At 50.5% G+C, this 22,306-nt stretch carries 19 protein-coding genes and 1 pseudogene; 5 read left to right on the plus strand and 15 right to left on the minus strand.

The genetic code is table 11. The features are described from left to right. Window positions 1-3: 3 nt before the first annotated feature. Window positions 4-1,299 (minus strand): sugar porter family MFS transporter, encoded by a 1,296-nt coding sequence (locus M1D30_RS08465; protein ID WP_248502942.1) that lies wholly within the window; start codon window positions 1,297-1,299, stop codon window positions 4-6. Window positions 1,300-1,380: 81 nt separating this feature from the next. Between M1D30_RS08465 and M1D30_RS08470 the strand changes: the two genes are divergently transcribed. Continuing rightward, window positions 1,381-2,295 (plus strand): AraC family transcriptional regulator, encoded by a 915-nt coding sequence (locus tag M1D30_RS08470; RefSeq protein WP_248502944.1) that lies wholly within the window; start codon window positions 1,381-1,383, stop codon window positions 2,293-2,295. Here M1D30_RS08470 and M1D30_RS08475 read toward each other — a convergent pair. The 7 genes from M1D30_RS08475 to M1D30_RS08505 all read right to left on the minus strand — a co-directional run bounded on the left by M1D30_RS08475 (window position 2,274) and on the right by M1D30_RS08505 (window position 11,672). Then, window positions 2,274-2,948 carry an SGNH/GDSL hydrolase family protein gene (locus M1D30_RS08475; RefSeq protein WP_248502947.1) on the minus strand — a complete coding sequence of 225 codons (675 nt, stop codon included), beginning with the start codon at window positions 2,946-2,948 and terminating at the stop codon, window positions 2,274-2,276. The two genes, M1D30_RS08470 and M1D30_RS08475, sit on opposite strands and share 22 nt — an antisense overlap. A 51-nt stretch (window positions 2,949-2,999) precedes the next feature. After that, complete coding sequence (locus tag M1D30_RS08480; RefSeq protein ID WP_248502949.1) at window positions 3,000-3,920, minus strand: putative 2-dehydropantoate 2-reductase; 921 nt, start codon at window positions 3,918-3,920, stop codon at window positions 3,000-3,002. A gap of 13 nt (window positions 3,921-3,933) precedes the next feature. After that, window positions 3,934-4,542 carry a nitroreductase family protein gene (locus M1D30_RS08485; RefSeq protein WP_248502951.1) on the minus strand — a complete coding sequence of 203 codons (609 nt, stop codon included), beginning with the start codon at window positions 4,540-4,542 and terminating at the stop codon, window positions 3,934-3,936. Between the two features lie 240 nt (window positions 4,543-4,782). Then, window positions 4,783-5,544 (minus strand): four helix bundle suffix domain-containing protein, encoded by a 762-nt coding sequence (locus M1D30_RS08490; RefSeq protein WP_248502953.1) that lies wholly within the window; start codon window positions 5,542-5,544, stop codon window positions 4,783-4,785. Between the two features lie 251 nt (window positions 5,545-5,795). Next, window positions 5,796-8,957 carry a type I restriction endonuclease subunit R gene (locus M1D30_RS08495; protein ID WP_248502955.1) on the minus strand — a complete coding sequence of 1,054 codons (3,162 nt, stop codon included), beginning with the start codon at window positions 8,955-8,957 and terminating at the stop codon, window positions 5,796-5,798. A 4-nt stretch (window positions 8,958-8,961) separates the two neighbouring features. Continuing rightward, a complete protein-coding gene (locus M1D30_RS08500) occupies window positions 8,962-10,110 on the minus strand; it encodes a restriction endonuclease subunit S (RefSeq protein ID WP_248502957.1) in 1,149 nt (382 codons plus the stop codon). Continuing rightward, window positions 10,089-11,672, minus strand: coding sequence for a type I restriction-modification system subunit M (locus tag M1D30_RS08505; protein WP_248502959.1), 1,584 nt, complete (start codon window positions 11,670-11,672; stop codon window positions 10,089-10,091). The genes M1D30_RS08500 and M1D30_RS08505 overlap by 22 nt, the downstream gene beginning before the upstream one ends. 996 nt (window positions 11,673-12,668) lie before the next feature. Here M1D30_RS08505 and M1D30_RS08510 point away from each other — a divergent pair. Continuing rightward, entirely contained in the window at window positions 12,669-13,172 is a 504-nt protein-coding gene (locus M1D30_RS08510; protein WP_248502960.1) for a C-GCAxxG-C-C family protein, read from the plus strand. Window positions 13,173-13,197: 25 nt separating this feature from the next. Here M1D30_RS08510 and M1D30_RS08515 read toward each other — a convergent pair whose 3' ends face one another. From M1D30_RS08515 to M1D30_RS08525, 3 genes are read right to left on the minus strand one after another with little or no spacing between them, the layout of a single operon-like run. Then, the gene (locus M1D30_RS08515) at window positions 13,198-13,947 is read right to left on the minus strand and encodes an exodeoxyribonuclease III (protein WP_248502962.1); all 750 of its coding nucleotides are present in this window, start codon (window positions 13,945-13,947) and stop codon (window positions 13,198-13,200) included. 11 nt (window positions 13,948-13,958) lie between these two features. Then, on the minus strand, window positions 13,959-14,435 hold the full coding sequence (gene ribH, locus M1D30_RS08520) for a 6,7-dimethyl-8-ribityllumazine synthase (protein WP_248502964.1): 477 nt from the start codon (window positions 14,433-14,435) through the stop codon (window positions 13,959-13,961). Between the two features lie 3 nt (window positions 14,436-14,438). Beyond that, a complete protein-coding gene (locus tag M1D30_RS08525) occupies window positions 14,439-15,128 on the minus strand; it encodes a tol-pal system YbgF family protein (RefSeq protein ID WP_248502966.1) in 690 nt (229 codons plus the stop codon). A gap of 141 nt (window positions 15,129-15,269) precedes the next feature. Here M1D30_RS08525 and M1D30_RS08530 point away from each other — a divergent pair, with 141 nt between their 5' ends. Both M1D30_RS08530 and M1D30_RS08535 read left to right on the plus strand, forming a co-directional pair. After that, on the plus strand, window positions 15,270-16,349 hold the full coding sequence (locus M1D30_RS08530; protein WP_248502969.1) for a DNA replication/repair protein RecF: 1,080 nt from the start codon (window positions 15,270-15,272) through the stop codon (window positions 16,347-16,349). Window positions 16,350-16,376: 27 nt separating this feature from the next. Further along, the gene (locus M1D30_RS08535) at window positions 16,377-16,667 is read left to right on the plus strand and encodes a DUF721 domain-containing protein (RefSeq protein WP_248502971.1); all 291 of its coding nucleotides are present in this window, start codon (window positions 16,377-16,379) and stop codon (window positions 16,665-16,667) included. Here the strand turns inward: M1D30_RS08535 and M1D30_RS08540 are convergent. From M1D30_RS08540 to M1D30_RS08550, 3 genes are read right to left on the minus strand one after another with little or no spacing between them, the layout of a single operon-like run. After that, window positions 16,664-18,370, minus strand: a complete 1,707-nt coding sequence (locus M1D30_RS08540) for a S41 family peptidase (RefSeq protein WP_248502973.1) — start codon at window positions 18,368-18,370, stop codon at window positions 16,664-16,666. The genes M1D30_RS08535 and M1D30_RS08540 overlap by 4 nt on opposite strands. Beyond that, window positions 18,367-18,789 carry a dCMP deaminase family protein gene (locus M1D30_RS08545; protein WP_248502975.1) on the minus strand — a complete coding sequence of 141 codons (423 nt, stop codon included), beginning with the start codon at window positions 18,787-18,789 and terminating at the stop codon, window positions 18,367-18,369. Before M1D30_RS08545 ends, M1D30_RS08540 begins: the two co-directional genes overlap by 4 nt. Before the next feature lie 13 nt (window positions 18,790-18,802). Beyond that, window positions 18,803-20,860 carry a M3 family metallopeptidase gene (locus M1D30_RS08550; protein WP_248502977.1) on the minus strand — a complete coding sequence of 686 codons (2,058 nt, stop codon included), beginning with the start codon at window positions 20,858-20,860 and terminating at the stop codon, window positions 18,803-18,805. Window positions 20,861-20,982: 122 nt separating this feature from the next. Here M1D30_RS08550 and M1D30_RS08555 point away from each other — a divergent pair, with 122 nt between their 5' ends. Then, window positions 20,983-21,732, plus strand: a complete 750-nt coding sequence (locus M1D30_RS08555; RefSeq protein WP_248502979.1) for a hypothetical protein — start codon at window positions 20,983-20,985, stop codon at window positions 21,730-21,732. 128 nt (window positions 21,733-21,860) lie between these two features. Here the strand turns inward: M1D30_RS08555 and M1D30_RS08560 are convergent. Continuing rightward, window positions 21,861-22,274: pseudogene (locus M1D30_RS08560) on the minus strand (MgtC/SapB family protein); the annotation flags it as partial. Window positions 22,275-22,306: the final 32 nt, after the last annotated feature.

Below are 22,306 nucleotides of genomic sequence, written 5' to 3' on the forward strand. Positions count from 1 at the left end.
TTGTTATTTGATGAGTTCTTTCTCTAGTTCTTCAAGTGATTTTCCTTTCGTTTCTGGGCAGCGGTTCCACAGGAAGATGAAGGCCACCAGGCAGATGCCACTATAAATCCAGAAGGTGCCACTGGAGCCAAGGGCGGCGTTCATCGAGGGAAACGAGAACGTCAGCGTGCAACAGCCCACCCACAGGGCAAACGTGCAGGTGGCCATCGCCACACCACGAATGCGATTGGGGAAGATTTCTGCCAGCAGTGTCCACGTCACAGGACCCAGCGTCATGGCATAGATGGAGATGGCCGTCACCACCAGGCAGACCATCACAACACCCTTCACCTCCAGGAAGTAGCAGGTCCCCAACGTCAGGTAGATCAGTCCCAGTCCGCCAGCGCCAATCAGCATCAGCGTTCTGCGTCCCCACTTCTCAATGGTATAGAGGGCCACAAACGTGAAGGCCACGTTGGCAATGCCTGTGATGACGATATCGATAAACATGCCGTCCACATCATAGCCGGCACCCGTAAAGATCTCCTGCGCATAGTTAAAGATCACGTTCGTGCCACACCACTGCTGGAACACGGCAATCACCAAGCCCAGCAAAAGCACCTTGCCATATTTGCTTTGCAGCAGTTCTTTCAGTCCGGCCTCCTTCCCTACACGCTGCGACATTGTCGCAGCCTTCATCTTTAGATACACAGGACTCTCAGGAATCATGAAGCTCATCACCAGGAACAGCGCTGCAGGCACTGTCTCGGCCCAGAACATCCAGCGCCATCCCCATGCCACGTTCCATGCCATGTTTTCTGCCACGCTGGTGTCTCTTGCCAGCAGCATGTTGACGATCTGCGCACCCAGGATTCCCAGTACGATGGTCATCTGGTTCAGACTCACCATACGTCCACGAATCGCCGTGGGACTCACCTCTGCGATGTACATGGGCGACAAGGCCGAGGCCACGCCAATGCCCACGCCGCCAATAAAGCGGGCTATGTTGAACAGCGAGAAGTCGTTAAAGACGCCCGTTCCCACAGCCGACAGGGTGAAGAGTACTGCCGCCGTTGTCAGAAGGGGCTTTCGACCATAGCGGTCGGCCAATGCGCCTGCCACCATGGCACCCACCAGACAGCCCACCAGGGCCGTCGACATGGCCACACCCTGCATCACGGGCTGGTCGGCTATGCCAAAGAAGAGTTCATAGAATGGCTTCGCGCCACCAATCACCACCCAGTCGTAGCCAAAGAGCAAGCCTCCCATGGCCGATACTGAGCAGATGAAATACACAAATGATTTACTGTTATGTTGCATGTCAATATTAGGTTTTTAAATTTGGCGGTGCAAAGATAATACATCTTTTTGAATAAATAATTAGATTTTTTCGCCAAAAAGATGGATTATATTATTATCTTTGCACCCATGAAACAAGGTTTTACTGGCGAACGGGCCATCGTCCTGCCCGCCATGATTATTGAAGCCCAGCAACAAGACCCGCTGGCTTCCAGTCTTTACATCACTGACATAGGCTATTATCCCCATGCCTATAGTCATTATCGTGAACGACTGCAGCCCATTGCCGAGTATGTCCTCATCTATTGCATGGAGGGCGAGGGCTGGTGTCGCATTGACCATCAGACGTTCGACCTGCATGCCAACCAGTATATCATTCTGCCTGCCCAGCATCCTCATGCCTATGGGGCCAACAAGGAGCATCCCTGGACCATCTATTGGATTCACTTCACTGGTCAGCATGCTGCCGTCTACAGCGAAGGACAGCAGCAGCCATGCGACATCCTGCCCACTCACAACTCGCGCATCAGCGAGCGACAGTTGGTGTTCGAAGAGATTTTCTCAACGCTCGAGCAGGCCACCGACCGCGAGTCGCTGCGCTATGCTTCCAGTCTGCTGCACTATTACCTGGCCTCCATGCGCTATCTCCACCACTATCGCAGCACGTCTGAGTCGACTGGCGTCAGCGAGATGACTTCTGCCGTCAAGCACTATATGCACGAGAATCTGGAGCATCGTCTCAACCTTGAGCAACTGGCAGCCTATGCCGGCTATTCGCCCAGTCATTTCTCGCTTCTCTTTCGTCAGCAAACGGGCCAGAGTCCTTTAGCCTATCTCAACAGCATGAAAATAGAGCGCGCATGTCAGTTGCTCACAACAACCAACATGCGCATCAATCAAATCTGCCATAAGGTGGGCATCGACGACAGCTATTATTTCTCGCGACTGTTTAAGAAAGAAACAGGACTGTCGCCCAAGCAATATCGCATGACCCACTACAAGGCGGCTTCCACCTGACTGGCAATCTGCTGCATGCCCTTCACTGAGGGGTGACCAGCCTTCTTGTCGATGGCCTGCAGTTCTATGCACTTCACGCCATAGTGCTCGCAGATGGTCTTCGACGACGTCGTCACCTCCTCACTCAGTCCGTCGTTCAGCAGGAAATATATCTCGCTTTTGGCATAATGTTCCTTCATCCAGCCCAGCATATAGGCCATGGCCGGACGGAAGCTCCACAGGTCGTCCTTGGTGATATCCTCATACTTAAACTCGCCGATGGGCGCGTGTGCCCAACTATCGTTGGTGGCGCCAAAGATAAAGATGACGTCAGGGTTGCCGCCCAGGTTATCCATGCGCTTCGTAAACGAACGGTCGCTATAGTCGGCCTTGCCATAGCCTGTGTTACAGATAGTCGAGCCGCTATACGAGTTGTTCATCAGCAGTGTCCATCCCTGATGCTTGGTCAGCAGTGTCCACCACGTCTGTTCCACGCTGTTCACATCCGTCTGGTTGGGGTTGTTCTGTTTGAAATACCAAATGGCGTTTCCTTCAGGGATAGCCCCTTCAAAGGTTGAATACGAGTCGCCCAGCACGGCCACACTCTTGGTCTGAGCGCCTGCCACCAGGCACAGCAGCAGGAAGGTTGAAAGTAAAAATAGTTTTTTTCTCATCGATTTATTGATTAATCTTTATTTTCGAAGTGCAAGGAGTGAGAACGCCCGTCAAACCGTCTCCAGGAATCGCAGTTCTGCCTCCAGCATCTCCAGCTTCGGCATGCGATAGCCTGCCTCACGTGCCATCTCCAACGGACGGGTGTACAGGTAGTATATCTCCATGGGGCGATGGAAATCGTAGTCCAGTCGCATGGATGGCGAATAGGGCGTCATCGCATCGGTGGTCTCAATCATCTTGTCCACAAACGCCTCGTCCACGTTCTTCACGCCCAGGTGCTGGGCAGCACCCACCACCTCCATCATCTGCTCGCGAATCAGCTGGCGTGTCGATGCGTTCTTCAGCAGCAGATCTGTCTGCGTGTGCAGCGCCACCGTCATACCGTTGAACGGCATGTTCCACACGGCCTTCTTCCATCGTGCCTCATGATATTCCACCAGACCCGTCTCTATGCCGGCCTCGCGAAACTCGTCGACCACGGCCTGCATCAGTGCCTCGTCACGGCACGAGTAGTTGGCCAGGTTGATGCTGCCATAACACTGGTGACTCACCAGGCCTGGCTTCGTCTTGGCCGAGCAGATAAAGGCCAGTCCTGCAGCCAGTTGCACCTCAGGAAACATCTTTTGCACATCCTCTTCCACGCCAATGCCGTTCTGGATGAGCACCACCAGCGTCTTGGCCTTCGCAGCCTTGTCGTGGAGCAGTGGTGGCAGCAGCGCTGGCAACTTATCGTTGTTCACAGACTTCAGTCCCACCAGCACCACATCGCACGCAGGCATGTCCTTCGTCTGCCTATAAACGTTCACGTCGTCCAGATGAAACGAGCCGTCGCACGAGTCCACCTGCAGTCCATGCTGTTTCACATACTCATAGTCACTGTGCAGCAGGAAGTGCACCTCCTGTCCTGCATGCGCCAGCTTTGCACCATAATAGCCGCCAATGGCACCAGTGCCGATGATTCCGTATCTCATATTTTTTCTTTAGTTATTCTGCCGTCTTTCCAAACTCGTTGTACGACACGTTTTCAGGTTTCCATTTATCCTTTGCCTGAGGCCGTTCTGCAGGGTGACCGATAGCGATGACACACATGGGAACGATGTTCTCAGGCAACTTCAGCGCCTTCGACACCTCGGCCACGCGATCGTCCATTGGATAGCAGCCTGTCCACACGGCACCCAGTCCCAGTGCATTCGCTGCCAGCAGGATATTCTCTGTGGCTGCCGAGCAGTCCTGCACCCAATAAGCCTGAGCCTTACCAGGCAATGCCTTCTCCATATTGCCACAAACCACGATGGCCACGCCAGCCTGCTTAATCATCCCTCTGGCGCCAGCAAGCTCGGCCAACTTCGCCTTGTCTGTGACGGCCACAAAATGCCAGGGCTGACGGTTCACGGCCGTAGGAGCAGCCATGCCAGCACGAAGCATCGTCTCGATGTCGCTCTTCGACACGGGCTCGTTGGTGTACTGTCGGATGCTGGTGCGCGTCATAATGTTGTTGATAGCCACCTGCGCATCGTTTTTCTCTACTTTCTGCTGGGCCGAAGCAGTCATCACGCCCATCAATGCCATCAGGCAAAACAAAATCTTTTTCATATCAATGTCCATGTTTAGTATTTATCTTTGTCCATGCTTAGTAATTCTCTTTGTCCTTGATCAGTAATTCTCTTTGTCCTTGATCAGTAATTCCGCTGCGAAGATACAAATAAAATTTCAAACCAAAGCCTTTTCCCCCCGCTATTTAACATTCGTTGAGCACAAGCTCTGAGCTTTCTATAGCTTCTATAGCATCTATAGCATCTATAGCATCTATAGTATCTATAGCGTCTATCGCCTCTATCGCCTCCGCTTCAGCTCCTCAATCTCCTCCTTCTGCTGATAGTAGGCCTTCACGGCTCGCTGCTTCAGATCATCGTAGGCAGCCTTCCAGCGGGCAGACTCTTCCTGGGCTGCGGCCAACTGCTGCTGAAGCTGGAGCACCATGCGTTCCAGCTCTGCCAGGCGCTCGTCCTGCTGTCGGCGATAGTCTGTTCTCGCCTTGTGCATCCGCTCCTTCACGCCTCCCTCCTTGATAAATATCTCTTCAACCCCCTTCAGATATTTGTTCATCATGGCATCCACCTGATAACACAGGGTCAGACCCACGTTCGCCATCTCTTCGGCAGTCCACTGCTGGAAATAAGGCTCATAGTCACTGAGGAGATTGTGCTGCTTGGTGAAGTCCTGCATGGGTTGGAAGCGCTCGTCAGCACGCGTCCAGATGGGTAGATGACGCGATTTCAGATAATCATCGAAATCCTGACGCAGTTCGCCGATGCTGGAGCGAGCCACATTAAGGAGGTTGACCTCCATAGCCGTAGAGGTTTTACCATCCTCCGACCCCTCCACGATATTCTGCTTGCCCGATCTGGCCGCCTGCACCATCTGATCCACCGTACGGTCACCATGCTTGGGCAGAAAACGTTCGCAGAACACAAAGGTCATCTGATAGAGCACCTCCGACTTCTGATAGAATCGCAAGTCCTGCCACTTAGGCACACTGCGGAAGATGCTCGGCGATGCAGCCTTCTTCTCCTGCTCAGACTTTTCACTTGCCATCTTAAAAAATTGCTAACATTATTTTATGGTTACCTGTCATTTGCGCAGTTGCAATTAACAGCATGCAAAGTTAATAAAAATGACACAAAGCACCAAATAAAACAAGCATTTTTTAGATAGAATCTATTGTTTCCATAGCAACTATAGCAACTATAGCAACTATAGCATCTATAGCGTCTATAGCATCTATCCCATCTATCCCATCTATCGCCCTTAACATTCGCATCAAGTTGCACCTGCCCCTGCAGACTTCAGTCCTCTTCTGGAGGTAATATTGGCTCTGCAGCCATGGGCAGTTGCTCTTCGTAGTCATCGTACCTCACCTCCTTGTGTACAGGGCTGATATATACCTCTTCTGTCGTACCCAAGAACTTCATCAGATATATCTTCAGTTTCTCGAGCACCGTCTGCTTCTTCTCACCACTTTCAGGCAGGAAGGGGTTCACAGGTGGCAGAATCTTAGCGATGCCTGTACCAGTCTCTGTGACGTAGCCATCCATAAAGGCACGCTCCATAAAGGCAGTTGTCTCAGCAGGCTTCAGATGCTCCTCGCTGATAATCGCATCCAGTTCTGCTTTCTTCTCGCGCTCAATATATTCGTTCCATTCCTCGCCCACATCAGCACCCTTCTCTGGTGTCATCTGGTCGATGAACTTCTCAATCAGTTCACGTTTGTCACGCATGTCAGGACTGGCATCAATCTGCTTCCTAATCTGCACGATAATCTCCTTGTCCATACAAGCTTTATCCTTGTATTGCTGAATCAGCTGCAGGATATAGTGGATGTTTATCTGGTCGTGACGCACCAGTTCTATCTCAAAGACGATATCGTCGTTGATGGTCTCCTTGCTGTTGTTATTGGGTTTACGGAACTCCTCGTAGTAGGTGTAGTACCATCCCTTATAGTCCTGATAGTCCATCTCGCTGATAAGCTTGGCTTCCTCATCAAAGGCATCAAAGACGTTCAGCACGTTTCTCAGGCGCAGAATCTCACCCAGCAAACGGATGAACTCCTTCTTCTGCTCCTCGTCTATGATGTTGCCCATCTGCTCCAGCGGAAACTCGCTCAGCAGGCGTGCTATCAGTTCTGTATAGGGTTCGTGATGCCTACCCTTCACGTCGTCGTAGCCCTCGCTGTAGTATTCCTCATACGATTTCATGAAGACCATGCCTTTGGCATTGGGATCGCCAAAGATACGCAAGCTCTCGTCTGTGGCCTCCTTCAGGTTACGGAAGCAGACGATATTGCCACAGTCCTTCACAGAGTTCAGTATGCGATTCGTACGACTGTAGGCCTGCAACAATCCATGCAGTTTCAGGTTCTTATCCACCCACAGCGTGTTCAGCGTCTTGGCATCGAAACCAGTCAGGAACATGCCCACCACTATCAGGATGTCAATCTCCTTGTTCTTCATGCGAAGCGACACATCCTTATAGTAGCTCTGGAAGTTGTCGCCATCTGTCGAGTAGTTACAGCCAAACATCTCGTTATAGTCCTTGATGGCTTTCTCCAGTGCATCACGACTCTGCAAATCCAGGCCCTCTGTTCCCTCTGGGTTCTCGTCATCCTCGAAACCCCATTCATCCTGCTCTGCCTCGTTGGCCGAATAGGTATAGATGGTGGCGATGCGCAGGTTGGGTGTGCCAGGCTCTGCCAGTTGCTTCTTGAATTCGTTATAATACAGGATAGCAGCCTTCACAGAGTCCACAGCAAAAATACTATTGAATTTACTTTGCTTGGTCTTCTCACTAAAGCTCTTGATAATGTAGTTTGTCACGATGCTGATACGACGATGGTCGTGCAGAGCCTCTTCCGTATCGATGCCCCATACCTGCTTACGCTCCACGTCGTTCTTCATTTTCATCGTCGAGTCGTAGTCCACATGGAAACGCAGCACGTTGTTGTCGCCAATAGCGTTGATAATAGTATAAGTATGCAGAGGCAAGGTGGGACGTCCGTCCTCGTCGGGCTCTCCTCCAAACAGCTGTGCTGTGGTCTGATACTTACTGCTGGCGCTGGCGTTCTGGGCCTTGATGGGTGTGCCCGTAAAGCCAAACATCATGTACTTCTTCACACGCTTCACGATGAGCTTGTGCATGTCGCCAAACTGACTCCTGTGACACTCGTCGAAAATCATCACGATATTCTCCTTTTGCAGTATCTCGCGCAACTTCTCGTCCTTATCGTAGATGCCAGGCTTCATCAGGTTCGACAACTTCTGTATCGTGGTGATGATGATATGGCAGTTATCATCCTTCATCTGGCGTTGCAGCACCCTTGCCGATGTGTTCGAGTTGGCACACTCAGGCTCGAAGTTGTTATACTCCTTCATGGTCTGATAGTCCAAGTCCTTTCTATCCACCACAAAAAGCACCTTCTTCACCTGGTCCATCTGCGATGCCAGTTGGGCAGTCTTGAAGGAAGTCAGCGTCTTGCCACTACCTGTGGTGTGCCAGATGTACCCACCAGCCTTTGTCGAGCCCTGCCAGCGATTGTTGATGGCCGTTTGTATGCGCAGTAGAATCTTCTCAGTAGCCGCTATCTGGTATGGACGCATCACCAGGAGCTGTTTGTCCACATTAAACACGCAGTATTTCGTCAGCAGGTTCAGGATGGTGTGCTTCGCAAAGAACGATGTGGCGAAGTCGCGCAGGTCAGTCAGTCTGTTGTTCCGCTGGTCAGTCCAGTACGACGTAAACTCAAACGTGTTGCCATCCGTCTTTTTCTTTCGTGAGACATCCTCCGCCTGCTTCTCCTTGGCATAGCGTGTGGTGTTCGAATAGTATTTCGTCTCTGTGCCATTAGAAATCACAAAGATCTGCACAAAGTCAAACATCGCCCTGCCTGCCCAGAACGAATCCCTCAGATAGCGGTCTATCTGGTTGAAGGCCTCCTTGATGGGCACGCCACGCTTCTTCAGCTCAATGTGCACCAATGGCAAACCATTCACCAGTATTGTCACATCATAGCGATTCCTGTAGGTGCCGCGATTCTCCTCATACTGGTTGATCACCTGCAGCCTATTGTTATGTATGTTCTGCTTGTCAATCAGCTTGATGTTCTTCGTCTTGCCATTATCCAGTTTTAAGTCCAGAATATAGCCCTTGCCCTGTATCATCTCCGTCTTGTCGAGGATGGTCATCTGCTCGTTGCTTATCATGGGCAGCAGTCGCGCCCACTCGCTGTCGCTCAGCTTGACGTCGTTGAGTGCTTCCAGTTGCTGGCGCAGGTTCTCCAGCAGGGCTTTTTCGTCCTTTATCTTGGTATATTCATACCCTTGGTCTGCCAGTTGCTTGATGAGCGCATTCTCCAGCTGCGCCTCACTCTGGTAGCCCTCGCCAGACTTTGGCTCCACCTCATAGCGGGCCATCACCGTTTGCTTCTCTTCCAGTATGATTTTATATTCGTCCATAGGCTTAATCGAACGTTAGTAGTTTATTCCGATAATATTCATATTGCTTCTCGCGCTGGGCAAGTTGCTGCTCTAGGTTACGGATTGCATCTGTAAACGCGTCCAACTTACATATGATTGATTTCTGTTTTTCTTTTGAAATAACAGGAATTGAGAATTTAGACAGTAGGGCTTGTGTCAAGTGTTGTATAGAGCCCTGAGTGTGATTATGCTTCATCCAATTAACAAAATAAAATGAAGTCAAATAATACATCAAGAATTTCTGTAAAACACGCCCACTATTGTCCCTTACAACAAATACGCCCCCATTAAGTGTTGCTGGCATGTCCAATTTATCAACATAAGCAATTTTCCCAAGCGTACCGTCTTTAGTAATTAAAACATCATCTTCTTGTATCTGGATATACGGATCCTGATCGTACCTTTCTTTATCAACGAATACGCAATTATCAAAATCAATTCTATTATATTTCGTAAAATCCGTGCCAGTGATTAATTTATAGTCACCTGACTCACGATATTCTTTTTTTGTTAGGCCTTGCCATCCAATTCTCGCCTTTAGCATAAAGTCTTTACCAAAAGAAAGTTTTTCTATGATTTCACCATCTTCGAAACTAAGGAGTTGGTCACGATAATACTCATACTGCTTGCGACGCTGGGCGATTTGCTCTTTCAGGTTCTCAATGGAACTTGTGAACGTATCTAAGATGCCCACAATCCGAGTCTGCTCTGAGAGAGAAGGGATTGGGATAAGGATAGAATTTATAATCTTAGCAGAAAGATGCTTTACAGAACCTCCTGCTGTTTCTTTTTCAATCTTTTTAAAAACAGGCCCCATATAATGGAATAAATAACCATCGATGCTATATCTGTCTTTACCCTTTAGCTTAAGCACTCGTTGATTAAGTAACCCATCTCTGTCATCCCATTTCCCAAGATTAAACTCACCATCCATTCCAACAAGAATATCGCCTTTCTTTATTCTATATGCCTCATTGAACTCACCAGAATAATATGTACTAGCTTTTGCAGGTTTTACATCTCTTATTCGTATTAATGGAATATAGGTTGAGTCTTCTGAAAATTGAGAAGACTCAAAAGGATATCCGTATAAGATATCTGCGATAGCGACTAATTTCTTCCACTCCACCATACCCACTCTCCTAATTCTTTGATAATGGCTTCAATCTTCTTGTTCAACTCGTTACCCTCAGCAACAAGGGTTTCGAGTTTGGCATTAACCTCTTTGATGTCGATGACCTCGCGTGTGTCTTCCTGCTCCACATAGCTTGATACGCTGAGGTTGGCATCGTTTGCGAGGATATCGTCGTTCTTCACTAACTTGGCCAGATACTGCTCGTCCTTACGATTCTGGAAGAGCTCCATAATCTTTGCTTGATGCTCGGGCAGGAGGACGTTCTTGTTGCCGTCCTTCTGGAACAGTTTGCTGGCGTCGATGAAGAGCACTGAGCTGTCGGTCTTGGCACTCTTCTTCAACACGATGATACAGGTGGCAATGCCTACGCCAAAGAAGAGGTTGGCAGGCAACTGGATGACGGTGTCCACGCGATTCTCCCTAATCAGATACTCACGAATCTTCTTCTCGTCGCCTCCACGATACAACACGCCAGGGAACTCTACGATGGCGGCTGTGCCCTTCTCTGACAAGTGCCACAGCATGTGCATGGTAAAAGCCAGGTCGGCAGCACTCTTGGGTGCCAGCACGCCTGCAGGGGCATAGCGCTCGTCGTTAATCAGAATGGGATTCTCCTTGCCATCCCACTTCAGCGAGTATGGAGGATTGCTCACGATGGCATCAAAGGGCGCCTCGTCCATGTGCTGAGGTTTCAGCAGGGTGTCCTCCAAGCGAATGTCGAAGTTGTCGAAGTTCACATTGTGAAGGAACATGTTGATACGACAGAGGTTGTAGGTAGTGGGATTCACTTCCTGACCAAAGTACTTCAGATTGGGATTCTGCTTGCCGATGGTCTTGGCAAACTTCAGCAGCAGCGAGCCTGATCCACAGGCAGGGTCGTAAACCTTGTTGATATTCGCGTTGTTCCATGATGCCAACTGCGCCAGGAGTTCGCTGACCTGCTGAGGGGTGAAGAACTCACCACCACTCTTGCCTGCCTGCGAGGCATACATCTGCATCAGAAACTCGTAGGTGTCGCCAAACGTATCGTTGTTGGTGTCGTTGTACTTCGAACCTAAGTCCATCTGGGAAACAGCCTGCAGCACGCGTGCCAACAACTGGTTGCGCTTGATGACGGTTGAACCCAGTGCTGAGTTATCTACAGTGAAGTCGCTGAACAAACCTCGCAGGTCATCCTCTGATGGTGTGCCAACGGCAGAAGCCTCAATACTGCGGAAGATATTGGTGAGTCGCTCGTTCAGGTTCTCGTCCTTCTCGGCTGTCTTCACCACGTTCTGAAACAGCTGTGAGGGCAAGATAAAATAACCCTTCTCTTCCACCATCTTCTGGCGAATGTTCTCAGCAAAGTCATCGCTGATGGTGGTATAGTCGAAGTCGGGCTGACCAGCAGCCGCCATCAGCTGGTGTATATAGTCGCAGATATTCTCTGAGATGAAGCGATAGAAGATGCTGCCCAAGACATACGCCTTGAATTCCCATCCGTCAACAGCACCTCTCAGTTCGTTGGCTATCTTCCATATTGTCTTGTGCAATTCTGCACGCTCTTGTTGTGTTGCCATATATAGTTTTAATATTTTCTCCAGGTCAATAATCTTATCTTCCATAGCACCGTTACAACTGCTAAAACGCTTAAGGTCTTGGTCGCATCCACGCATGTATATCGCGCGCACAGGAAGATGACTGCAAAGTTAATATAAAAAAGGTGAATTTGCAACATTTTTGGGGAAAACATGGGGGGACACAGTCACTTTTGTCATGTCGAGCTTGTCGAGCGCTCGGCCGAAGGACGCTTGCTACCAACGGGACGCAAGACTTCTCTTCGTTGTCAGGAATAAATCAATAAAACGATTGGGTGGTTTTTCGGTTTGTGGCATAACGGCATAACGGCATAACGGCATATCATTTGGGAAATCGATATTTTTATGGCGCATCGACGGAAAATATATATATATTCTATATTTATATATATTATAATATATATTAAATATAGTTATTATACTACCCTTCTTCACGCTCCCTATCATGAAAATGAAAAATCGAAATGATATGCCGATATGCCGATATGCCGATATGCCATAAATAATTATACATGTAAAGAAAAAGTGCCAAAAATTGGGGGGTCTGAGAATGGACAAACTAGAGCGGCGAAAGGGGGTGTGTTTGGGGTGGTTTCGGCTTGATTTTCGTTGTTTTTGCACCCCTATCGATTTTACGATGCAACGGAGGCTGAGTTACACCCTAACGGAGGCTGTTTTACATGGTAACTCAGCATGAGTTGCAGGGTAAAACAGCCTCCGTTGCACCCTAAACGAATATGCGAACGCTTTCTGATTCTTTACACTTTTGGAGGTGTTTTTATAAGCCTCTAACTGTCAATACCTTACTAATATGCGCGTACGTGGGCTGTACGCGCGCGAAAATTTTTTGGTGGAGAATTTTTAAATCTCAGAGGGGCTTTTGTTGGCTATTTTACTACTATGTCCCCCCATGTTTTCGCCAAAAAACTTGCATTTCCATCTGAAATTTTGTACCTTTGTAGGGAAATACAGAGAGACATGGAACAAGGACAGAATAGCATGAGAGGACGCCTGACCAGCGAGGAGTTGGACCAGCGCGTAAGTAAAGCAGTAGACAACTTCATGGCGGGCTACGGCTGCTGTCAGGCCGTGGTGGCAGCGTTTGCCGACCTCTACGGACTGGACGACACGATGGCCAAGCGCATTGGCGCCGGCTTTGGCGGCGGCGTGGGCAGAATGAGGATGATGTGTGGCGCCGTGTCGGGCATCGTGATCCTGGTGGGACTGGATTGCGGCCAGACGGAAGGCAGCGACCGCGAAGGGAAGTCAGCCTGTTATAAGGTGGTTCAGGAACTGCTGAACAAGTCGAAAGAGGAGAACGGCAGTATTATCTGCGCAGAGCTGTTGGGCATTCAGGGCCACGAAAAAGCCCATTCCAGCTATGTGGCCTCGCCACGCACGGCAGAATACTACAAGACACGCCCTTGCGCAGCCAAGGTAGAGAGCGCAGCACGTGTGTTTGCAGAATATTTGAAAGGATAAAGGTTAGTTTTGCATCGAGCTAACCTCAGAGCAAATCAAGCTCAACAGGACAGTGATCAGAGCCCAGAACCTCTGTGTGGATCTTTGCATCGGCCACACGCTCCTGCAGGCGATTGCTCACCACGAAATAGTCGATACGCCAGCCAGCGTTCTTCTGGCGCGCCTGGAAGCGGTATGACCACCACGAATAGGTGACCTGCTCAGGATACTTCCAGCGGAACGTATCGGTAAAGCCACTGGCCAAGAGCGTTGAGAACTTCTCGCGCTCCTGATCCGTGAAGCCAGCATTCATGCGGTTGGTCTTAGGATTCTTCAGGTCAATCTCCTGATGCGCCACGTTCAGGTCGCCACAAAGGATGACAGGCTTCTGCTGGTCAAGACGCATGAGATAGACACGGAAAGCGTCCTCCCACGTCATGCGATAGTCCAAACGACGCAGTCCGTCCTGCGAGTTGGGCGTATAGCAGCACACCAGGAAGAAATCGGGCATCTCGAGCGTGATGACACGCCCCTCATGATCGTGCTCGTCGATACCGATGCCATAGGCAACGCTGAGCGGCTTGTGCTTGGTGAAGACAGCTGTTCCGCTGTATCCCTTCTTCTCGGCCGAGTTCCAATACGACTCATACCCATCGAACTGCAGATCCAGCTGTCCTGGCTGCATCTTCGTTTCCTGTAAACAAAAGAAATCAGCGCCCATCTCCTTGAAGATGTCGCTGAATCCTTTAGACTCGCATGCACGGAGTCCATTAACGTTCCAACTAACGAGTTTCATACTGTTAGGTGTTAAAACTTTGCCATCTTGATGGCCACCACAGCACATTCGTCGCCCTTGTTGCCCAACTTGCCGCCTGCACGGTCGAGCGCCTGCTGCAGGTCGTTGGTGGTCAGGAGACCATAGACAACGGGAATATTGCTGGTGGCATTGAGGCGAGCGATGCCAGCGGTGACACCCTGACAGATATAGTCGAAGTGAGGTGTCTCGCCGCGAATAACGCTACCTAAGATAATCACGGCATCATAGCCGTCGTTGAGAGTCATCTGATGGGCGCCGTAGATGAGCTCGAACGAGCCTGGCACCGTTTTCACATGAATATTCTCGGGCAGCGCACCGTGCTTCTCGAGGGTGCTTACGCAACCCTCAAGCAGTGCACCTGTAATATCTGGGTTCCACTCTGCCACCACGATGCCGAAGATCATGTTCGACGCATCGGGCACAGCATTGAAGTCGTAGTCGCTCAGATTATGAAGAGCAGTAGCCATAGATTACTCTTTAACGCGCTCAATATAGTTATCAATGGTGTTGTAACGCTGCCAGTCAACGTACTTCTCCTTGATCTGCTCGTACAGCTTCAGAGCCTCAGCCTTCTTACCCTGGCTCTCGAGAATCTCGCCAGCCTGAATGAGGAACTGGGGTGACAGGGTGTTGTTGTCGGCCTGCTCGGCAGCCTTGATCAGTGTAGCAGCAGCCTCGTCGAGCTGACCCAGAGAAGCCTTCACATTGCCCAGGGCACCCAGAGCAGCAGGTGAGATCATAGCGTCGTCCTTAGAGTCGAACTGCTCGAGGTAGTTAGCAGCCTCCTGCATGTTGCCCAGACGAGCGTAGCAGATACCTGCATAGAGCTTTGCGAGGTTTGACACCTTGCCAGAACCGTCGTTCTCAATCACAGTGAGGAAACCAGCGTTGATGCTGTCGCCCTTCAGAGCCTTCTGGAAAGCCACGCTATCGTTGGTCATCACAGCCTCGGCGAAATACTCCTGAGCCTTAGCCATATCGGTGCTGGCCTCGTTGAAGTTAGTGGTAGAGCAGTTCTTGACGAAGAAACCGATACCTACACCAGCGATGATGGCGATGAGACCACCGATAATCACGTTCTTGTACTTGAGGATCAAAGCCTCGTGCTTGTTCTGCTCGCCAAAGGCGGGAGCAGCGTTGTTGTTTTTAATGTCTGCCATTATTGTTTTTGTTTTTAGATTCGTATATTAATTGCGGCGCAAAATTACAGAAAATATTGCACATGATGAAATTTATTTCCGACTTTTTTTGTTTTTAAGGTTCAAAAGCAGTAATTTTGCAGCAAATTTCAGGAGCCAAGGATGATATTAGAGCGTCTTTCCATCATAAATTATAAGAACATTAAGGAGGCAACACTCGAGCTGTCGCCAAAAATCAACTGCTTCATTGGTCACAACGGAGCAGGCAAGACCAACGTGCTCGACGCCGTTTACTTCCTGTCGTTCTGCCATTCGGCACAGACCACGCAGGACTCGCTGGTGATTAATCACGACGAGGCCTTTTTCATGCTGGAAGGAACGTATGACTCTAAACTCATGATCCACTGTGCCATGAAGCGTGGCGCCAAGAAGGTGTTTAAGCGCGACAAGAAGGCGTATCAGCGACTGTCGGAGCACATCGGACTGATACCCATCGTGATGATCTCGCCAGCCGACTCGTACCTCATCGAGGGCAGCAGCGAGGAGCGAAGAAAACTGATGGACGTGGTGATTGCGCAGCTGGATCGCAGCTATATTGAGGCCCTGAACCGCTATAACAAAGCCCTGCAGCAACGCAACGCCCTGCTGAAGATGGAAGACAGCGAGCCTGACCCAGAATTATTGACACTGTGGGAGGAACAGATGGCGCGCGAGGGCGAGAAAATCTATGCGAAGCGCAACGAATTTGTGGAGCATATCATCCCCCTGTTTCAGGAGTTCTACGAGACTATCTCGGGCGGCCATGAAAAGGTGTCGCTCAACTATACATCGCACTGTCAGCGAGGCCCCCTGCTGGAGGTGATTCAGCGCGACCGTTTCAAGGACCGTGCCGTGGGCTATTCGCTGCATGGCATCCATCGTGACGACCTGGAGATTACCATCGATGGGCACGCCATGCGCCGTGAGGGCAGTCAGGGCCAGCAAAAGACGTTTGTCATTGCCCTGAAACTGGCCATGCACCACCTGCTGAAAAGCAACGACTCGTGCCCCATCCTACTGCTGGACGACATCTTCGATAAGTTGGACTCGCAGCGTGTGGAGCAGATTGTGAAGCTGGTGGCCAGCAACCAGTTTGGACAGATTTTTATTACGGACACCAATCGTGAACACATAGACCAGATTTTGCGTCATGGCGACTTTGACTATAAGCTCTATGACGTGAAGGACGGAGTAATTAATTAACTAATTAATTAACAAAAACTAAATTTTATGTTTAAAAGAAAAGAAAAAGTCGTAAGCGAACTGGTTATGCGCAACCTGCGTGCCCAGGGACTGGAGACACCACTGTTGCAGAAACGTTTGATTGAGGCATGGCCCGTGGTGGCCAGCGAATTCATCGCGCGCTATACCACCGACGTGAGCATTCGCAACCAAACACTGTATGTGGGTCTGACCTCGCCTGCCCTGCGTGCCGACTTAAGCATGCGCCGTCAGGAATACGTACAGAAATTAAACGAATATGTCGGCAGTCAAGTGATTGCCGACATAAAATTCTGCTAAGCACGGGCGATGACCGTATGCGATCGGCGAACAGACCGATAGTCATAGGTCATCGCTACTTTTTTCTTCTGTTTTTTATCTGTCAGATTGGGGGTCTTGGGGAAGGCCTCGCCTGCTTTGAACACGTTCAGGGCTTCCTTAATGGCTGGATCGTCCTCGTTGAGGAACATGAGCCATGACTCCTCGCTCAGCATGTTGTAGATCACACGACTGTAGATATACTGCTCCAGGAGGTGGCGCGACTTCTGAATCATCAGGTTGCGACGCTTCAGGCCGTGCTTGTCGGCATACTGTGCAAACTTCTCAACGAGGTTCTGCTTCTTCAGATATTTCAGTAGCGAAGCCTCGTCGTCGAACTCCTGCAACAGGCCACGGTTCTGGTCGGTATAGTCATAGCCAAACTGCAGAATAAGTCCAGAATAGGCTGCCTCCTTATAGTAAGAGGTATAGTCGACTGTATCCTCAGGCACAAAGATATCGGGCGTGATGCCACCACCACCATAGACCACGCGGCCATTGTTGGTGTGATACTCAGGACCCACGTGCTTGATGCTGTCCTGCGAGAAGAACTCGCCATGCTGATAGCGCATGAGCAGATCCTCCTCATAGTCTTTGTCCATGCCACTGGTATAGGGTTTCTGGATGCAACGGCCTGAGGGCGTGTAATAGCGTGCGATGGTGAGGCGCATCATAGAGCCGTCGCCAAACTCAACTGGCTTCTGAACCAAGCCCTTGCCAAAGGAACGGCGACCAATGATGGTGCCACGGTCGTTGTCCTGAATGGCGCCTGCCAGAATCTCGCTGGCCGAGGCAGAGCCCTCGTCGATGAGGATGACCAACGGCATGCGCTGGTAACTGCCACGTCCGTCGCTGCGATACTCCTCGCGAGGCGAACGGCGGCCCTGGGTATAGACAATCAGCTTGTTCTTGGGCAAAAACTCGTTGGCTATCTGTACGGCCGACTGCAGATAGCCGCCCGTGTTGCCACGCAGGTCGATGGTGAGCTGCTGGAAGCCCTCGTCGGCCAGCTGTGCCAGTGCCACCAGGAGTTCCAGATAGGTGTTCTCGCCAAAGTTCTTAATCTTGATATAGCCGGCCTGATCGTCGAGCATATAGGCGGCTGTGACACTCTTCATGGGTATCTCACCACGCGTCACAGTGACATGGCGCAGCGACTTCTCGCCATAGCGCAGGATGCCCAACTTCACCTTGGTGCCCTTGGGACCCTTGAGGCGATGCATGGCCTCTTCGTTGGTCAGACTCTTGCCTGTGAAGACAGAGTCGTCGACAGTGACAATCTTGTCGCCTGCCAATACGCCAGCCTGCTCGGCAGGACCCTCGCTGATGACGTTCTGAACACGCAGGGTGTCCTGGCGGATGGTGAACTCGATGCCAACACCAGAGAACGAGCCTCGCAAATCGTCGTTGGCAGTCTGCACATCCTTGGCCGAGATATAGGTGGAATGCGGATCGAGCTCAGACAGAATCTGCGGCATAGCCTTCTCAACAAGGTCTACCATATCGACGGTGTCCACATACTGGTCGTCGATGATATACAGCAGGTTGTTCAGCTTGTTACTGCCTGAGTTAATGATACTCAAGCGGTTACCTGAAAAATGATGGGCGTAGAAGGTGCCGATGACAATACCTACCACCACGGCCAACGCCAACCAAAGGGGTGAGAATCTATTCTTGGTGTTCATACTTCTAAATATACAACTTCAATACCTGCGCGCTCCAACAACTCGATGCCATCCGTGAGACGGTACTTCTCGCCATAGACCACGCGCTTAATGCCTGCCTGGATGATGAGTTTGGCGCACTCGATACAAGGCGAGGCTGTGATATAGATAGTGGCGCCATCGCTGTTGTTACTGCTACGGGCCAGTTTCGTGATGGCATTCGCCTCGGCATGAAGCACATATGGTTTCGAGACGTTGTTCTCGTCCTCGCACACATTCTCAAAACCCGTGGGTGTGCCATTATAGCCATCGCTGATAATCATCTTGTTCTTGACCACCAGCGCACCCACCTGACGACGCACGCAATAGGAGTTCTCGGCCCAGATGCGAGCCATGCGCAGATAGCGCGAATCGAGTTTTTGTTGTTTTTCGTTTGCCATCACGATTAATGATTTATTTGACTACTAATTTATTCTTGGTCTTGATGCCATTGCGCCTGAGCAGCGCATCGATAGTGGGCTCACAGCCCCTGAAGCGCTTGTAGAGCACCATGGGATTCTCTGTGCCACCCTTCGACAGCACATTATCGCGGAACGACTGGGCCGTGGCCTGGTCGAAGATGCCACGACGCTTGAACACTGAGAAGGCATCGGCATCGAGCACCTCGGCCCACTTATAACTGTAATAGCCGGCGGCATAGCCTCCTGCCATGATATGCGAGAACTGCACCGTCATGCAGGTATCGGGCAACTGCTTGCCAATGATGGCCTTTCGCCAGGCTTCCTTCTCGAAGGCGATGATATCGTCAGTGAACTCTGTCTTCTGGGTGTAGTAGGCCATATCGAGCAGGCCGAACGACACCTGGCGCAGACAGGCTGTGGCTGCCATGAAGTTGCGACTCCTCACAATGCGACGGATGAGCTCGTCAGGAAGGGGCTCGCCCGTCTGGTAATGGAAGGCGAAGGTGCTCAGGAACTGCTTCTCGACGGCATAGTTCTCCATGAACTGCGAAGGCAACTCTACAAAGTCCCACCATACGTTGGTGCCACTGAGACTCTCGAAACGCGTGTTGGCAAACATGCCATGCAGCGAGTGGCCAAACTCGTGAAGGAAGGTCTCCACCTCGCCCAGGGTGAGCAGCGCAGGCTTCTCAGGGGTGGGCTTGGTGAGGTTCATCACCACAGACACATGCGGACGCACGTTCTCGCCCTTCTTGTCGATATACTGTCCCTGATACTGGGTCATCCATGCCCCACCCTGCTTGCCTTTGCGTGGATGGAAGTCGGCATAGAACATAGCCAGGAAGGAGCCGTCCTTATCGAACACTTCATAGGCCTTCACATCAGGATGATAGACAGGAATGTCCTTGTTCTCCTTGAACGTGATGCCATACAGACGGTTGGCCAGGCCAAACACGCCATCGATGACTTTCTCCAACTGGAAATAAGGACGGAGCATCTCGGCATCGATATTATATTTTCTCAGCTTGAGCTTATGCGAATAGTATGAGATGTCCCATGGCTCGAGTCGGCTGCCCAACTGCTTCATCTCTTTCTGAGCCGTGGGCTTATAGGCGTCGATCAGATTGTTGAGCAACTTATAGACGCTGCGCACATTGCCTGCCATGCGGTTTTTCAGCACATAGTCGGCATAGGTCTTGAAACCAAGGAGCTGGGCAATCTCGCGACGCAAGTTGATGAGACGCTTACAGATCTCAAGATTGTTGCAGTCGTTATCGTGAATACACTCGGTGTTCTTGGCCATATACATCTGGCGACGAAGTTCGCGACGGGTGCTATAGGTCATGAAGGGCGAATAAGAGGGGAAGTCGAGCGTGAACACCCAACCCTCCTTGCCTTGTGCCTTGGCCTCGGCGGCAGCAGCCTCGCGAGCCGTATCGGGCAGTCCGTCGAGATCGGCTTCATCAGTGATATGCAGGGTATAGGCCTTGTTTTCCTTGAGCAGGTTCTGCGAGAACTGCAGACTCAGCATACTGGCCTCCTCAGTGAGTTGGCGCAGGCGTTCCTTTCCTTCCTTGTCGAGCAGGGCACCACTGCGCACAAAGCCGTCGTAACAGTTGTCGAGCAGACGCTTCTCCTCCTTCGACAGCAGACCATGGTAACGGTGTACGTACTTCACACGCTCAAAGAGTTTTTCGTTGAGGCGCACATCATTGGCATGCTGCGTGAGGATGGGCTGCATCTTCTGTGCCAGGGCGTCCATCTCGTCGTTGGTCTCGGCACTCAGCAGATTGAAGAAGACGGTTGACACACGGTCCAGCAAGTCGTAATAGCCTTCAGTATCATCATCGATATTGATAATGGTGTTGTTGAAGGTGGGCTTGGCTGGATTGTTGATGGTTTTCTCTATCTGTTCGTTGTCGCGACGAATGCCCTCCATAAAGGCTTCCTCGAAGTCCTCAAGGCGGATACGGTCGAACGGCACCGTATCGTGGGGTGTGTTATATGACTCGAAAAATGGATTTATTCTTTTCTCTGAATGTTCGTTCATATCTGATTCTATGCTTTTGGTTTGCAAAAGTACGAAATAAAAAAGAAAAACTTTGTTTTTTACAAAAAAAAACGTACCTTTGCCCCCAGAAATTATAAATCATTAATTAAAACCTCAAAAACATGAAAAAAACATTAACAATGTTGGCATTGGCCTTGGCCATTTCTCTCAATGCCTCAGCACAAAGCGACAAGGAGTGGACACTGAACTCTCGTGCATGGTGTACCAACTACTTTACAACCCTTATCTTTGCTGCAGCCGAGTCAATGGTGAAGGAATATGCAACAGATGACGACAGTAAAGCAGAAAAGGCATTTGATCATATCATCCCTGATCCTGACCTGGTGTTCCCCATCGGCATGGGTAAGAGTGGCTTCAACGACGATGGTGTCTATGGCGACATCTACGGCCCTTATCATCGTGCTTTCAGCAACCCCTTCAAGCACATTGGCGACTATGCCATTGGTGTGGACGCTTCTTGGAAGCAGTCGGCCCTGGGTTTCTATGCTGGTACCTACTTCAAGAGTCAGGAGGTGGTGTTGAAGGAGACTGACGATAACATCCGTGGCTTCTATGTTCAGCCTCGCGCTGGTTTTATCGTGGGTGGCGAGAAGCATGCTTTCGAGGCTGGCGTGTTCTATGATATCGTGACTGGTTGTGGCGGCAGCATTGCCAACAAGGATAAGGATATGCTGAAAGGCGGTCTGGGCTTGGACTTCGCTTTCTCGACCACTGACAAGAAGGAGAAGAACAAGTTGTTGCTGCAGTTCTCAATGCCCTTGCACAACTTCTTCAACACCAGCTTTGCTGGTCAGTCGGACCTGAAGCGCAAGGTGGGTTACATCATGCTGACACAGCGCGTCATCTTGTAATCGCCCAACTAAGAGCAATAAAAAAGAGGCCCACAAGCCTCTTTTTTTTGTTTGTATCACCAGTCATCTTATTTCACCTTCTCGTCGGCATCATACTCTGAATGCGTATGATTGAAGATGCGATGATGCAGGAAGTTCATGCCCTCAAGACAGACGATGACCATCACCGTGGCTGCGACGGCCACGCCATACATGCCCACACCTGCCGCCATGCCAATGGCCGAGGTGACCCACAGGCCAGCAGCCGTGGTGAGTCCCTTCACCACGTTCTTTCGGAAGATGATGGTGCCTGCACCAATAAAGCCAATGCCACTGACCACCTGGGCTGCCATACGGGCAGGGTCGCGCTGGATAATGACACCAGCCTGTGTCTCGATGTCGTCGAAGCCATGCAAAGACAACACCATGAACAACGCTGAACCCAGTCCTACAAGGAAATGGGTGCGAAAGCCGGCTTCCTTGGAACGATACTCACGCTCGAAGCCAATGGCACCACCCAAGATGGCACCAACGAAAATTGTCAACACATACTCCCAAGCCATCACAAAACGATTTAAAATTACAATAGTTATAT

Source organism: Prevotella sp. E15-22 (genome assembly GCF_023204875.1).
Lineage (GTDB): Bacteria > Bacteroidota > Bacteroidia > Bacteroidales > Bacteroidaceae > Prevotella.

Bases quoted from the DNA above. Each gene is read 5' to 3' on its own strand.
- M1D30_RS08465 (WP_248502942.1), bottom strand. From the start codon at position 1,299: ATGCAACATAACAGTAAATCATTTGTGTATTTCATCTGCTCAGTATCG.
- M1D30_RS08470 (WP_248502944.1), top strand. From the start codon at position 1,381: ATGGATTATATTATTATCTTTGCACCCATGAAACAAGGTTTTACTGGC.
- M1D30_RS08475 (WP_248502947.1), bottom strand. From the start codon at position 2,948: ATGAGAAAAAAACTATTTTTACTTTCAACCTTCCTGCTGCTGTGCCTG.
- M1D30_RS08480 (WP_248502949.1), bottom strand. From the start codon at position 3,920: ATGAGATACGGAATCATCGGCACTGGTGCCATTGGCGGCTATTATGGT.
- M1D30_RS08485 (WP_248502951.1), bottom strand. From the start codon at position 4,542: ATGAAAAAGATTTTGTTTTGCCTGATGGCATTGATGGGCGTGATGACT.
- M1D30_RS08490 (WP_248502953.1), bottom strand. From the start codon at position 5,544: ATGGCAAGTGAAAAGTCTGAGCAGGAGAAGAAGGCTGCATCGCCGAGC.
- M1D30_RS08495 (WP_248502955.1), bottom strand. From the start codon at position 8,957: ATGGACGAATATAAAATCATACTGGAAGAGAAGCAAACGGTGATGGCC.
- M1D30_RS08500 (WP_248502957.1), bottom strand. From the start codon at position 10,110: ATGGTGGAGTGGAAGAAATTAGTCGCTATCGCAGATATCTTATACGGA.
- M1D30_RS08505 (WP_248502959.1), bottom strand. From the start codon at position 11,672: ATGGCAACACAACAAGAGCGTGCAGAATTGCACAAGACAATATGGAAG.
- M1D30_RS08510 (WP_248502960.1), top strand. From the start codon at position 12,669: ATGGAACAAGGACAGAATAGCATGAGAGGACGCCTGACCAGCGAGGAG.
- M1D30_RS08515 (WP_248502962.1), bottom strand. From the start codon at position 13,947: ATGAAACTCGTTAGTTGGAACGTTAATGGACTCCGTGCATGCGAGTCT.
- ribH (WP_248502964.1), bottom strand. From the start codon at position 14,435: ATGGCTACTGCTCTTCATAATCTGAGCGACTACGACTTCAATGCTGTG.
- M1D30_RS08525 (WP_248502966.1), bottom strand. From the start codon at position 15,128: ATGGCAGACATTAAAAACAACAACGCTGCTCCCGCCTTTGGCGAGCAG.
- M1D30_RS08530 (WP_248502969.1), top strand. From the start codon at position 15,270: ATGATATTAGAGCGTCTTTCCATCATAAATTATAAGAACATTAAGGAG.
- M1D30_RS08535 (WP_248502971.1), top strand. From the start codon at position 16,377: ATGTTTAAAAGAAAAGAAAAAGTCGTAAGCGAACTGGTTATGCGCAAC.
- M1D30_RS08540 (WP_248502973.1), bottom strand. From the start codon at position 18,370: ATGAACACCAAGAATAGATTCTCACCCCTTTGGTTGGCGTTGGCCGTG.
- M1D30_RS08545 (WP_248502975.1), bottom strand. From the start codon at position 18,789: ATGGCAAACGAAAAACAACAAAAACTCGATTCGCGCTATCTGCGCATG.
- M1D30_RS08550 (WP_248502977.1), bottom strand. From the start codon at position 20,860: ATGAACGAACATTCAGAGAAAAGAATAAATCCATTTTTCGAGTCATAT.
- M1D30_RS08555 (WP_248502979.1), top strand. From the start codon at position 20,983: ATGAAAAAAACATTAACAATGTTGGCATTGGCCTTGGCCATTTCTCTC.